The organism is Cupriavidus sp. L7L, from assembly GCF_004353535.1.
GTDB lineage: Bacteria > Pseudomonadota > Gammaproteobacteria > Burkholderiales > Burkholderiaceae > Cupriavidus > Cupriavidus oxalaticus_A.
The window spans coordinates 117,961-130,274 of the sequence record NZ_SMNY01000003.1 but is presented as its reverse complement, the minus strand read 5'-3'; the positions used below and the strand labels follow the sequence as shown (position 1 = coordinate 130,274).

Genomic DNA, 12,314 nt, shown 5'->3' with positions numbered 1-12,314 from the left:
CGGGCAAGTAGCGCTATCTGTTCCAATCTTCGCCGACGGCATGCCGTCGCGTGCGACAGGACCCGGCTGGACTCGATCGTGGCGATGATGCGGCGGTGGTAGTTGTGCCGCTGCAGCAAGCCGAGCAGATTCGGCGCTGATAGATCCAACGCCATATGCGCGGCCCGCACCGCGTGGTCAGGCGCTGGCTCCGGCAGTCCCGCGGCTGCCATGTAGGCGTCGCCGATGGTCTTGATCTTCTCAAGGCCGCGATAGTCGGCAATGGTGTCGAATTCGGAGAAGATCTCATTGAGGATGGCAACCAACTGCTCGGGGCTCATGCCTGCAGAGAAACGGCTGAACGCCACGACGTCGGCGAAGAGGACCGTCACCTCCGGAAAGCTGTCGGCGATGAGTTCCGGAACGCCGCTGGCGATCAGGTCAGGACGCGCTTTCAGTCGTTCAGCGATTGGGAGGGGCAGCAGGTTGAGTAGCAGGCGCTCCGCAGCTCCTGCTCGGCCAGAAGCCTTTCATAGAGGTTCTGGAGCTCGTCGTGCTGGCGCCTGATCAATTCCGAGCTTGCCTGCAATTCCTCGTTCTTTCGCGCCAGCGCGGCCTCGGCGCGCTTCTTCTCGGTGATACTGCGGCCTTCCGGGAGCAGGAATACAACGTTCCCGTTCGAATCCCTGATCGGCAGGAGCGAGAAGTCGACAATGATCGTCTCCTCGCCCATGGCCTGGCCGTAGTTTTCGAAGTCGCAACGGACAAATTCGCCCTGGCTCGCACGCTGGATCAGTTCTCGCAGCAACGCCTGGGTCTCTGGCGAGACCACCCACCAGCGGGCCTCCCAGAACGGCTTCCCCCGAATGTCGTCCAACCGTATGCCAATCGCCTCGAGCGCGGCCCGGTTGATCTCGAGCATCGTGCCGTGCACATCCAGCAGCCCGCGAATTGGTACATCGCGTCCAGCATGGTTTTTTTCCAGGCCGGTAATCCAGTCACGCCGGTGTATCCATTCGTCTTCCCATGGAAACCCTAGTTTCGTACGGTATTCGTTCTTGAGTGCGCGATTATTGGACGTACGTGCGCGTACTGTGGTTGTCGATATGGAAAACCACGCCTAATCTCTGCGCCAGACGCTAGACCCGCCATCGGTATCGCAAACCAGCCAATCGCCCGACTGCCTTCCCGGGCGGCCGATCACCGGGTCCGCTCACTGCGATCTCGACTCCCGAAAGCTAGCCCCCACGGCAGCTCCCCCACCTTTCACCGCTATCGGAGTTTCCACATGCAAGACCCCTGCGTCATCTCGGTGGCCATTACTGGTTCCATTCCTCGCAAGAAAGACAACCCTGCCATCCCTATCTCGGTGGCCGAGCAGATCGAAAGCACGCACGCCAGCTATGAGGCCGGCGCGACGCTGGTCCATGTGCACGTGCGTGACGATCAGGAGAACTCCAGTTCTGACCCGGAACGCTTTGCCGCCGTACAGGAGGGCATCCGCAAGCATTGCCCGGGCATGATCGTGCAGTTCTCCACGGGTGGACGCGGGCGCGAGCCGGAGCAGCGCGGCGCGATGCTGTACCTGCGGCCCGACATGGCATCGCTTGCCACCGGGTCCGTGAACTTCCCCACCACGGTCTACGAGAACCCGCCCGGCTTCGTGCGCGCATTGGCCGCAACGATGCGTGACTTCGATATCAAGCCGGAGATCGAGATCTTCGACCTGGCCATGCTCTACAACACCGCGGAACTGGTCAGGGAAGGGCTGATCGCGGCGCCCGCGCATGTGCAGTTCGTCTTCGGCATCAAGAACGCATTGCCCGCTCGCCGGGAAATCCTGGCCTTCCAGGTGGACCAGTTGCAGAAAATCCTGCCAGGCGCCACGTGGACGGCCGCCGGCATCGGGCGCCACCAGTTAGAAGTGAACCACTGGACGCTGGAACTCGGTGGCCACTGCCGCACCGGCCTAGAGGACAATGTGCGCTGGGACAAGGGCACGCTGGCCGCCAGCAACGCTCAACTGGTACGCCGGGTAGCAAATCTGTGCGAACAATACGGCCGCGCCGTTGCAACGCCAGCGCAAGCGCGCCAGTTGCTGGGACTGCCACCGGCGGCATGATGCCGGACTGACGCAGCGGTCCCTATTGCAACGCGTGCGGCTGGCATCGGCCGATTGCGCCTTGCGCAGTTCGGCTGCACGGGAGGACTGGATCAATCCAACCAGGGATTGGCCTACACAATGCCAACCCCTTCGAAGTCCTTGCCGTTGCGTGTGGCCAACGCGGCGGCGGGGTGCCGACAGATGGCTGCAATCTGCGCGTCCGCCATGCTAATCGGGCCGCCCGCGCGTTCGCGCTGGGACACGAGACTGTGTGCCCCCCGCGACTGTGGAGCTATCAGAAAATCTGAACGATTCCATCAATATTATTCGATTTTCTTTTTGGGGGCGGTGCAGCAAAGTCTCGGCAAGGAGTTAACCATGAATGCACGAGCGCCCCTGACTACGCTGGCTATTGCCGGTGCCTGGCCACAACCTTCTTTTGTTTCCACTGCCTCCGGCACCTCCATTCCCTATGTGAAAGCTGGGAGCGGCGCGCCAATGGTATTCGTGCACGGGTCGCTGTGCGACTACCGCTATTGGGAGCCGCAGCTCGCTTCCCTGTCGAAGAACTTCCACTGCTTCGCTCCGAGCCTGGGCCAGTGGCACCCTCGCGCAGCATCCAATGCTCGGTGGTGCCGCCATGAGCACCGTGAACGCGGGCATCGAGGCGTTCGGGCGGGCTGCAGCGCTCGAATTGCAAGGCAAAATTCGCGTGAATGTCGTCAGCCCCGGATGGGTGCGGGAGACGCTCGAAGCGATGGGACGTGACCCCGCCAAGGGCTTTCGGGCAGCGGTCGTTGCACAGGTGTACCAGAAGTGTATTCTGGAAGACATTCCCGCAGGTGGTGTCGGTCACCCACTGAATGAGAGCGTGCAAAAGCTGGGAGGCCGAGAGAGTTGAATCCTGAGCCTGGTCATCAGGCTCAGGAATAGCGGCAGATGGACTTTGCTACTTACTCGGCCACGACATGCGCAACCTTGATGGTCTGCGCATAGCGAGCCGCCTCGTCGGCAATGACCTTCGCGTAGTCCGCGCTGGATCCTCCCACGGGTTCGATACCGGCAACGTGGAACTGCGAGACCACCTCGGGCATTTTGACTGCCTCGGAAACCGCGTTGGCCATCTTCTGAACCACGGCGTCCGAGGTTCCCTTTGCGGCAAGCAACCCGACCGTCACAGCGAAGTCGTATCCTGGCACCACCTCGGAGATCGCCGGAATCTTCGGCGCAAGCGCGGAGCGCTTCAGGGAGTTGGTGCCGAGAATCTTGACCTGGCCCGATTTGACGAAGCCCGACAGCGACGGCAAGGCAGCAAACACCACCTGGACCTGATCCCCGATCAAAGCCGGAACGGACTGGCCGGAGCCACGAAACGGCACGTGCTTGATATCCAGCTTGAGGGCGGTTTTCAGTGCTTCCATCGACAGGTGATGGGTGCTGCCGATGCCGGAAGATCCATAGTTCAGCGCGCCAGATCTGGATTTCGCCAGCGCGACAAAATCGTTGAGTGAGTCGGCCGGAACGCGTGCATTGACGGCGAGGAAGAGCGGAGACCTGGCGGCAAGCGAGACGGGTACGAAATCGCGCTTGGGTTCATACGACAGGTTCTTGAAAATCGCCGGATTGATGGACATCATCGAGCCGTCGGTCACCAGGAACGTGTAGCCGTCGGCAGGGCTCGTCATGAGCGCCTGGGCGGCTACCACGCCATTGGCGCCGGGCCGGTTGTCAACGACGACCGGCTTGCCCAGGCGTTGGGTGAGTTGCTGGGACAAAACGCGCGCAACAGTGTCAGGCAAGCCTCCGGGCGCGTAGGGAACGATAAAGCGGATGGGCTTGGCGGGCCAGGCATCGGTGCTGGCCATGGCCAATGCGGGAACGAATGCTGCGGTAAGGCCGAGGCCCAGGCTGAAGCAAAGCCTGCGTCGTGCAAGTCGGATTTGGGGGCGGTTCATGTGTTGTCTCCACTTTACGATCGTAGTGCATGCGGCGGCCCTTGGTGATGCCGTTCTGACGACGGCATTCGTGGGCTCGTTGCGCGGGGGTTATCGGATGGTGGTCTTGGGCGAGCCGTGGGTTCAGGCGACCGGTGTTGCGTCGACCGGAGGTGGCGAAGCCCTCGCCTGGCGCGTGAGCGTTACGTCCCGATCCTCGCGCGCCGAGGTCAGCATCGCCAGGCAGACCTCGAGCGTGGACCGCGCCCACGCGCCGTCATGGAGCGGGTCGCGGCCATGGATGACGGCATCGACCAGTTCGTCGATGACCTCGAAGCGGGGCACCGCCGGTGCCGGCAGGGGGATGTGCTCGCGCTGCGTGTCGGCGTAGACCCAGATGCCATCCGGCATCGGCCGGATATCGGCATGCTCGCAGCTCACGATGACCGGCCCGAAGTGCTGGTTGGCGAGCGCGCGTTCCGTGCCGGCCGGGGCCTGCCACGACGGGCCGCCGTAGGTGCCATCCGTCTTCAGGCGCGCCTCCGCCTGCGCCGAGCCGATCGACGCCAGCTTGCGCCGTGCGCGGCCGTAGTCCTCCTCGCGCGTGGCGAATCCCATTTCGCTGAAGCCGCCGTTCCACGGGTCCGTGTCGAAACGGCCATAGCCGCTGTAGGTCAGCGACGCGTAGGCACCATCCTCGAACCAGAGCATGGCGCTATAGGCGCCCTCGGTCGGCCGGGCCGGGTCCCATCTGCCCAGTGTCGCCCGCACACGTGTGGCGGGCGCGCCTGCCAGCAATCGCACCACGTCGACCTGGTGCGCGGCCTGGCTGAACACCACGCCGCCGCCGGCCTCCGTCTGCAATTCTTCGGGGCGCCGCGGGCGATACAGGAAGTCGGTGTAGTTCAGCGCGTGGATCATGCGCACTGCGCCGAAGCGCCCTGACGCGATCAGTTGCCGCGCGTGCAGGTATGGGGAATCGAAGCTGTGGCAATGCCCCACGATCATCCGTACGCCGCCGCGCCCGCAAGCCGCGATGATCTGATCGCACTCGGCCAGCGAGATCGCCATCGGCTTCTCCACGAGCAGGTGCTTGCCGTGTTCCGCCGCCAGGCACGCATGCGCAGCATGGTACTGATGAGGGCTCGCGATGTAGATGGCGTCAAGGTCGGGCGACGCTGCCATCGCCGCCAGGTCCTCATAGACGGGCGCATTGAAATCGCGCGCGAACTGCTGGCGTGCCGCCTCGCGGGGATCGCAGGCGGCGGCGAGGCGCACGCGCTGATCCGCGAGGAACGTAGGCAGCATCAGCGAGAAGGCCCGGCCGAGCCCGACCACGCCCAGGCGCACTTGCCGGGTTGCGTTGGCGCTCATAGGTCGATCACCAGTTCGGCGCACTTTGCCCGCGAGACGCAGATCATCACCTGGTGGTCCATCTCCTCCGGCATCAGCACCATGTCGCGATGATCCGCCTCGCCCGAGACCAGCCCGGTGCGGCATGTGCCGCAGGTGCCGCTCTCGCAGGACGATGGCACATTGCAGCCATGCTGGCGCAGCACGTTCAGGATGCTCGCGCCGACCGGCACTTCGTAGCGTTGCCCGCTGCGGCTGAGCACCACGTCGAACGGCTTGTCGTCGGCTCGTACGCCGCCGCCCTCGTTGAAGCTTTCGAAGTGGATCCGGGTGGCGGGCCAGTGTCCCGACATGTCGCGCACCGCCTCCATCAGGCCGCGCGGACCGCAGCAGTAGATGTGGGTGTCGCCCGGACGCTCGAGCACCGGCCACAGGTCGAAGGCCTTGGCGGGATCGCCGAAATCGTGGTGGATCTTCACCTTTCCCTTGAGTTCGGGCGCCTGCAGTTCGTCCAGGAAGGCGGTGCTCTCGGGCGAGCGCGTGAAGTAATAGAGCCGCCACTTTGCGGTGGAAAGCTCGCCAAAGCTGCGGATCATCGACAGAATCGGCGTAATGCCGATGCCGCCGGCGATGAACACGAATGCCTTGGCATCCTCCAGCAGCGCAAAGGCATTGTCGGGCAAGCCGACCGGGATCAGGTCGCCCTCGCTGGCGTCGTCGCACAGACTCTTCGAGCCACCCTGTCCCTGATCGTCGCGCTTCACGGTGATCACGTAGCGGTGACGCTCGGCGGGGTCGTTGCACAGCGAGTACTTGCGCAGCATGCCGTTGGGCACCTGCACCTTGATGTGAGAGCCCGGCGTGAACGGAGGCAGTTCGGTGCCGTCCGCCTGCACGAACTCAAAGCCCCGGATGCCTTGCGCGGCGTCGTGGATGCGCGCGATGCGCAGCAGCATCGGCGTGTCTGCATGCAACCCGGCGTGGGGCTCGGGATGGAGCGGTGTGGTAGTCATGATGCGCATTCCTGTCAGTCGACGATGCGCATCGACAGGTCGATCGCGCGCACGTCCTTGGTCAGCTTGCCGCTGGAAATCCGGTCGACGCCGGTGGCGGCGATGGCCTGCAGCGATTCGAGGTCGACGCCACCGGAGACCTCCAGCAGCGCACGCCCGGCGTTCAGCGCGCAGGCGCGACGCATGTCGTCGAGGCTGAAGTCGTCCAGCAGGATGCTGGTGGCCCCGGCGGCCAGTGCGGCCGCCAGCTCCTCCAGGTCTTCCACTTCGATCTGCACCGGCACATCTGCGCCGAGCTGCGCTGCGCGTTCGAGCGCCTCGCGCACGCCACCGGCCGCGGCGATATGGTTCTCCTTGATCAGGATGCCGTCCCACAGGCCCAGGCGATGGTTGGCGCCGCCGCCCACGCGGACCGCGTACTTCTGCGCCAGGCGCAGGCCGGGCAGCGTCTTGCGGGTGTCGAGCATCGCGCAGCCGTTTGGATTGGGCGACACCCCGGCGATCCGCTCGACGTAGCGGCGCGTCACGGTGGCGACGCCGGACAGTGTCTGCAGGAAATTCAGCGCCGGGCGCTCCGCGGACAGCAGCGCCCGCGCGTCACCGGTGATGCGGCAGACCTCGGCGCCAGCCAGCACGGCCTCGCCCTCGGCAATCCGCCATGCGATGGACGCGTCCGGATCGAGCCGCGTCACGCATGCGTCGAACCACGGCTGGCCCGCGATCACAGCGCTTTCCTTCGCCACCACGCGCGCCTGCACGCGCTTGGCCGCCGGCGCGAGCTGCGCTGTCCAGTCGGCGCGGCCGATGTCCTCGCGCAGCGCGTCGTCGACGTTGCGTCGCAGCGCCTGCTCGAGGGTCTCGTTGTACTCGAACATCATTTGCTCCCGAATGCGCGGCACGGGATGGCCCCGGCCGCGCGGCGTTCGTCAGATGCTGTAGGACTCGTAGGTGGAGGGATGGAACATCTCCTCCACCGGCACCAGCCGCTCGGACAGGCCCTGGCCATGGTGATGGCGGGAGAACGTCTCCAGCGTGCGCAGGTTTGCCTGCACGCCGTACGACCAGTAGTCCTCGCCCAGCGTCTCGCGCGCGGCCTTCAGCATCTCTTCGACGAACGGCATCGTCACCTTGGTCGCGGACGTATCGGACAGCTGCGCCAGCGCGTGGGCCTTGGACTGGCTGAACGCCTTGAAGACGGCGCCCGGCAGCCACGGCTGTGCCTCGGCGAGGGTCTTGCGGATGCCCACCACATGCATGATGGGAAACACCCCAGTGCGCCGGAAGTAGTCTTTCGCCTCGGCGGTCGGATCGTCGAAGAGCCAGCCCACGTTCTCGTTGCGCAGCGCCGCCGCGCCCGGGGGCCGCGGGGCGATGAAGCCGTCGATCTCGCCGCTGTCCAGCAGGTCGGAAATGGTGCGACCTTCGGGCGCCGCTTCCACGCGGACATCGGCGGGAAGCTGCAGCTTCACCTTTTCCGGACGTCCCGGCGTATCGATGCCGCCGCGTACCCAGGTCACATCGGACGGGTGGATGCCAAAGTCGTCCTGCAGGATCGCGCGCGCCCACACGATCGCGGTGAGCTGGTACTCGGGAATGCCGATGCGGCAGCCTTTCAGGTCCTCGGGACGTCCGATACGATCCTTGCGCACGTAGATGGAGGTGTGGCGGAACGCCCGCGAGAGGAACACGGGCACCGCGATGTACGGACAGTCGCCGCGCGCATGCTTGACGAGGTAGCTCGAGAACGACAGCTCGCTGATATCGAAGTCCTGGCTGCGCATGGCGCGGAAGAACATTTCCTCCGGGTTGAGCGTCATGTAGACGGGATCGACGCCGTCGATCTGGACGCGGCCGTCGAGCAGCGCGCGGGTACGGTCATAGTCGCCCATGGCGACGGAGAGGCGGAGTTTGGTCATCGGTGATGGAGTGGGGGCTCGGGGGATTGCAGGGGGGCAGTCAGCGGGGGATGCGGGGGGATGTGTGCCTCAAGCGGTGACGGAGTACGACGGCTCCAGTTCGGGCAGGTCCTGCCTACCGGCCCAGACGTATTGCACGTCGAACGTACGCCAGTCATCGGTCTTCGGCACCACCGCCTGGAACGCGCAGATGTCGGCGGGAATCGCATTGGCGCCCGTGCCGATCGCTTCGCCGCCTTGCTGGAACGCCCGGACGGCATCCAGCATCTGCTTGCGGAACTCGACGATGGCGAGATCGCTCGCGCCCAACCGGTCGTGGCTGCGGTCGGCGATCGGGCCCATCGTCAGCCACATCGCGACGTCCTGGTTCGGGAAGCCGGCAATCCCGGTGAAGTTGCCTGCCTTCATCGCCTGGCGATCCTGCCAGAAGCGGTTGTCGATGTTGCGCAGCGGGCGGTAGTACGCGTCCAGGTCCACGCCGACGGTCTGGCGCAGGAACTTGCGCCACGTCTCTGTTTCTGGCGTTTGCGCCGGATGGCCCCAGGCGATGAAGTAGAACGCCGTGTTGGTGTCGTCCATCGGCACGTTGATGTTGGCGACGTTGTAAAGGTTGTTCGGCGGGATCAGCGCGGTCGCCGGCGCAACGAAGACCGTGGAGCGCACATAGTCATGTGTCTGCGCCTGGTGGATCGGCCTGCGGATGGCGGCGTAGCGGAACCCGTAGCCGCCGCGCTGCACCTGCAGCCGCGGCGCCTTGTCGGTCGAAGGGCGCAGCCACAGGCTGTCGGTTGCCTTGGCGCTGTCCACGCGCGCCGGCACCATGTCCGAGCTGTGCAGGCTCGAGCTGTGCGCGGAATCGATCGCGCCCTCCAGCACCTGTGCCCAGTTGCAAGGCAGCAGCACCTTGGCGATGCTGACGCGGGTGTCCTCGGTCGGGGCCCAGCGTGGCGGCGCGAATTCCGGCACCGCATCCGCCGGTCCCATGTATGCCCAGACCATGCCGCCCCATTCCTTGACCGGATAGGCCTTGTGCTTGACTTTCTCTGCCATGCCGCTGGATGCGGGCTCGGAGACCATTTCCAGCACGTTGCCCTCTACATCCATCTTCCAGCCGTGATAGAGGCAGCGCAGGCCGCCTTCCTCGTTGCGGCCGAAGACCAGCGAAGCCCTGCGGTGCGGGCAGTACTCGTCCATCACCCCGACGCGGCCGTCGCTGTCGCGGAACACGACCAGGTCTTCGCCGAACACGCGCGCCTTCACCGGCGCGCCATCGGGCTCCGTCACCTCCTCGAGCAGGCAAACCGGCGTCCAATGGCGGCGCATCAGCTGCCCCATCGGCGCATCGCCTTCCACACGGCACAACAGATCATTTTCTTCCTTGGTCATCATTTGGGGGCTCCTGGCCATCGCATCCCGGGCGCTGGCCGGTCTGGCGTTCTGGCTTTGCTTGAAAAATACTTAGTGGCCTAAGAATAATCAGGGCAAACCTCGATAGCAAGGCGGGATTGGGAAACCAAGGGAAAATACTTAGGGGGCTAATAAAAAGGGAGCGTGCGCCGTCACGGTCACGTGCGCAATGCGCGGCCGGACGGGAAGCAAGGCATCGGCTTGCCAGATGCTCGGCGGAAGGGCGAAAAAGGGCGGACGGCGAAGCAGCTCGCAGCCGGGAATATTGAGAGGGGGGAGGGAGGAGGGGGCTGCTGGAGATGTGTTGGGGAAAACAGGACTGCCAGCCGCAGTCCTTCGCGCGCAGTCGCGCAATCGTTACGCCTGCTCGATACCTTCCTGGTCGCGGGTCAGGTTGTCGATCATCACCAGCAGGGCGCGGCGCGTGGTGGCGACATCTTCCGTGGCGAGATGCTGGACCGCTACCGCATTGACCTCTTCGGCCAACGGTACCAGCGTCTTGCGCAGCCGCTTGCCTAATGGCGTGAGGAACACATAGATGTTCTTGCGATTGGTCGGCCGGCGCTCCAGCGTGACATAGCCGAGCGCCTCCATGGCTTGCAAGGCCGCGAATGTGGTCGGCTCCATCACGCCCGCCTCGATGCTCAGCTCACGCTTGGTGATGCCGTCGCGTTCCCAGAGAATGCGCAGGAAGGTCCAGTGGCCAAGCTGCACGTCATGCTGGGAGAGCCGGTGCTGCAGCGCGCGCAGGAAGACCCGCGTCGCGTCTTTCACAAGGTGCGCAAGGCGATCATTGGGCACGTCGTCGTGCCAGCGGCGCAGGACGCGCTGGGCGATTTCCTGTTCTCTGAGTTCAGAGGCTTTCGACATAAGGGCGGGAAGCAAGGGCAAAGACGTATTCTGCCACGGCTTGTCTGTGCTTTACGCAGGCTCCGCGGCGCGACTGGCTTCCAGGTTCCTGCGCAGGACGACCGGCTTGGCGCCGACCTGCTGCTTGCAGATCCAGTGCGCCAGCGCCGAATCCAGGTGCTGGACATGCGCAGGAAACCAGCGCTCCAGTTCTTCTGCCAGCCGGCGCGCAACCTCCACCTCCCCGCGTACGAGCCTTGCCTGCACGCCGGATATCGAGGCCAGCACGGCTGCATGTTCGCCGATGTGGCACTTGCGCGGCGGAAAGGCCGTTGCCTCCATCAGCCTGTCCTCGTGCAGGAAATGCGTTCTTGCCAGCTGTAGCAGTTCCTCCAGCATCTCCGCCAGGCGCTCAACAGGCGCTTCGCGCAACGACTGGATGAGCGCCGCAAACTGTCGATGCTCGTCGTCAATCGAGGAATGACCGATCAGTAGCCCGTCATGCCAGTACATCGGATTGTGCGCTGCCATCATGCCTCCATCCATATTGTTAGGAGACTAAGTATTATAGGATGGGCAGGTTCCGGAGGCAACGGAAACAAGCATAGTGAGAAGCGCACCTGACTGCACATGTGCGCGGCGCGTTTATTAAATGGGAAGAATCGACTTGAGGAACACTCAATCGTTCGCATACTCGGTTGATGCGCTGCGCTTGTGGGCCACCAATTGCATCAATCGCTGATCGCGCCATGCCTGGCGAGCGTCGCGTAGATGCGACGGCAGTTCCACAAGGCGCTCCGCTTCCAGTTTGCCAATGAGCGCATCGGTCCACTGTCGCGGCGTAGCTTGCCTGGCAATGTCGAGATAGAGCGGACCATAGCGTCCGCAATAGTCGCGTAGGCCACCAGGCGCGTTCAGGTCGATGGTCTCCATTGGCCCCATGAACGACCAGCGCAGACCGAGCCCATCCTTTACCGCCTTAGTGTTGAAGGAAGCCGTTAAAAAGCCCGGGACGCCGCCCTTCATCGGAGTATCGTATCTGTAGCAAAGAGACGGAGAACCGACATGCGATGCACAATCGTTCTCGAGTTCGATGATGGCCACGGCACAGCGGTCAAGCGGGTTGAGTTGATGCGATTTCACCGCGCTGAATGCGGGCCCTGCGGCGACGTGGGCTTGACGCTGGAGGAAGGCAAATCATTCGTCAATTGCGTCCAGGAGGAATTTGTCAACGAACAGATCGCCCGCTACTGCGCGTCACAGCGAACTTGTAAGGTCTGCGGCACGCTCCGTCGTGAACATGACTTGCATAGCTCAGAACTGAAGACGACGCTGGGAAAGGTCTACTACTGTCGCCCTCGCTGGAAAGCATGCAAGTGTGGTGCTGACAAATCGAGGTATGTATCGCCGCTTAAGAATTTTGTTAGGGAAGCAAGCACAGGGGAACTGCGATGGCTGCATGCTGAACTCAGCGCCACAATGCCATACCGGCAGGCCATGCAGGTCATGAACCTCTTGTTACCAACCTCCGGCCGCGATAGCCACGTCACCATCCGCAATCACACCGTGGCCGTAGGCAAATACCTCCAGCACGCAAGGCCTGTGCGGCGGTGGTGCGAGGAGAAAAAACCCATCGCCGAGCTTGGCATCGATGTTGGCTACGTTAAGCGAGCACTTATATCCGGACTCTATCGCGGGCGTACCCGCAGGCCCCGATGGATTTCGCCGCAGAGGTCCTCATCTACGCAACGGACTCAAG

At 63.9% G+C, this 12,314-nt stretch carries 10 protein-coding genes and 4 pseudogenes; 4 read left to right on the top strand and 10 right to left on the bottom strand.

Features of this window, described 5'->3' with window-relative positions; genetic code table 11:
* Positions 1–140 precede the first annotated feature (140 nt).
* Positions 141–981 (bottom strand): annotated as a pseudogene (locus E1J61_RS02600) (adenylate/guanylate cyclase domain-containing protein); the annotation flags it as partial.
* Between the two features lie 286 nt (positions 982–1,267).
* Between E1J61_RS02600 and E1J61_RS02595 the strand changes: the two are divergent.
* From E1J61_RS02595 to E1J61_RS02580, 3 genes and pseudogenes are all read left to right on the top strand, one after another.
* Entirely contained in the window at positions 1,268–2,101 is an 834-nt protein-coding gene (locus E1J61_RS02595) for a 3-keto-5-aminohexanoate cleavage protein (protein WP_133092602.1), read from the top strand.
* Between the two features lie 360 nt (positions 2,102–2,461).
* A pseudogene (locus tag E1J61_RS38045) lies at positions 2,462–2,692 on the top strand (alpha/beta fold hydrolase); the annotation flags it as partial.
* A pseudogene (locus tag E1J61_RS02580) lies at positions 2,682–2,946 on the top strand (SDR family oxidoreductase); the annotation flags it as partial. The pseudogenes E1J61_RS38045 and E1J61_RS02580, both read left to right, overlap by 11 nt.
* 90 nt (positions 2,947–3,036) lie before the next feature.
* Here the strand turns inward: E1J61_RS02580 and E1J61_RS02575 are convergent.
* From E1J61_RS02575 to E1J61_RS02535, 9 genes are all read right to left on the bottom strand, one after another.
* Positions 3,037–4,038: a tripartite tricarboxylate transporter substrate binding protein gene (locus E1J61_RS02575; protein ID WP_133092601.1), complete on the bottom strand. Its 1,002-nt coding sequence runs from the start codon at positions 4,036–4,038 to the stop codon at positions 3,037–3,039.
* Between the two features lie 123 nt (positions 4,039–4,161).
* Positions 4,162–5,391: a Gfo/Idh/MocA family protein gene (locus E1J61_RS02570; RefSeq protein ID WP_133092600.1), complete on the bottom strand. Its 1,230-nt coding sequence runs from the start codon at positions 5,389–5,391 to the stop codon at positions 4,162–4,164.
* On the bottom strand, positions 5,388–6,383 hold the full coding sequence (locus E1J61_RS02565; protein ID WP_133092599.1) for a PDR/VanB family oxidoreductase: 996 nt from the start codon (positions 6,381–6,383) through the stop codon (positions 5,388–5,390). The genes E1J61_RS02570 and E1J61_RS02565 overlap by 4 nt, the downstream gene beginning before the upstream one ends.
* 14 nt (positions 6,384–6,397) lie before the next feature.
* On the bottom strand, positions 6,398–7,258 hold the full coding sequence (nadC, locus tag E1J61_RS02560) for a carboxylating nicotinate-nucleotide diphosphorylase (RefSeq protein ID WP_133092973.1): 861 nt from the start codon (positions 7,256–7,258) through the stop codon (positions 6,398–6,400).
* A gap of 51 nt (positions 7,259–7,309) precedes the next feature.
* Positions 7,310–8,299: an ABC transporter substrate-binding protein gene (locus E1J61_RS02555; RefSeq protein ID WP_133092598.1), complete on the bottom strand. Its 990-nt coding sequence runs from the start codon at positions 8,297–8,299 to the stop codon at positions 7,310–7,312.
* Positions 8,300–8,368: 69 nt separating this feature from the next.
* Complete coding sequence (locus E1J61_RS02550) at positions 8,369–9,688, bottom strand: Rieske 2Fe-2S domain-containing protein (RefSeq protein ID WP_133092597.1); 1,320 nt, start codon at positions 9,686–9,688, stop codon at positions 8,369–8,371.
* A 375-nt stretch (positions 9,689–10,063) separates the two neighbouring features.
* Positions 10,064–10,576: a MarR family winged helix-turn-helix transcriptional regulator gene (locus tag E1J61_RS02545; protein WP_133092596.1), complete on the bottom strand. Its 513-nt coding sequence runs from the start codon at positions 10,574–10,576 to the stop codon at positions 10,064–10,066.
* Between the two features lie 51 nt (positions 10,577–10,627).
* Positions 10,628–11,089: a bacteriohemerythrin gene (locus E1J61_RS02540; protein WP_243736744.1), complete on the bottom strand. Its 462-nt coding sequence runs from the start codon at positions 11,087–11,089 to the stop codon at positions 10,628–10,630.
* Positions 11,090–11,233: 144 nt separating this feature from the next.
* Positions 11,234–11,698 (bottom strand): hypothetical protein, encoded by a 465-nt coding sequence (locus E1J61_RS02535; RefSeq protein ID WP_207951179.1) that lies wholly within the window; start codon positions 11,696–11,698, stop codon positions 11,234–11,236.
* On the opposite strand from E1J61_RS02535, the pseudogene E1J61_RS02530 reads away from it, so the two are divergent.
* Positions 11,621–12,265, top strand: a pseudogene (locus E1J61_RS02530) (ISKra4 family transposase); the annotation flags it as partial. The gene E1J61_RS02535 and the pseudogene E1J61_RS02530 overlap by 78 nt on opposite strands.
* Between the last annotated feature and the right edge of the window lie 49 nt (positions 12,266–12,314).

Bases quoted from the DNA above. Each gene is read 5' to 3' on its own strand.
- E1J61_RS02595 (WP_133092602.1), top strand. From the start codon at position 1,268: ATGCAAGACCCCTGCGTCATCTCGGTGGCCATTACTGGTTCCATTCCT.
- E1J61_RS02570 (WP_133092600.1), bottom strand. From the start codon at position 5,391: ATGAGCGCCAACGCAACCCGGCAAGTGCGCCTGGGCGTGGTCGGGCTC.
- E1J61_RS02575 (WP_133092601.1), bottom strand. From the start codon at position 4,038: ATGAACCGCCCCCAAATCCGACTTGCACGACGCAGGCTTTGCTTCAGC.
- E1J61_RS02540 (WP_243736744.1), bottom strand. From the start codon at position 11,089: ATGATGGCAGCGCACAATCCGATGTACTGGCATGACGGGCTACTGATC.
- E1J61_RS02555 (WP_133092598.1), bottom strand. From the start codon at position 8,299: ATGACCAAACTCCGCCTCTCCGTCGCCATGGGCGACTATGACCGTACC.
- nadC (WP_133092973.1), bottom strand. From the start codon at position 7,258: ATGTTCGAGTACAACGAGACCCTCGAGCAGGCGCTGCGACGCAACGTC.
- E1J61_RS02550 (WP_133092597.1), bottom strand. From the start codon at position 9,688: ATGATGACCAAGGAAGAAAATGATCTGTTGTGCCGTGTGGAAGGCGAT.
- E1J61_RS02545 (WP_133092596.1), bottom strand. From the start codon at position 10,576: ATGTCGAAAGCCTCTGAACTCAGAGAACAGGAAATCGCCCAGCGCGTC.
- E1J61_RS02565 (WP_133092599.1), bottom strand. From the start codon at position 6,383: ATGACTACCACACCGCTCCATCCCGAGCCCCACGCCGGGTTGCATGCA.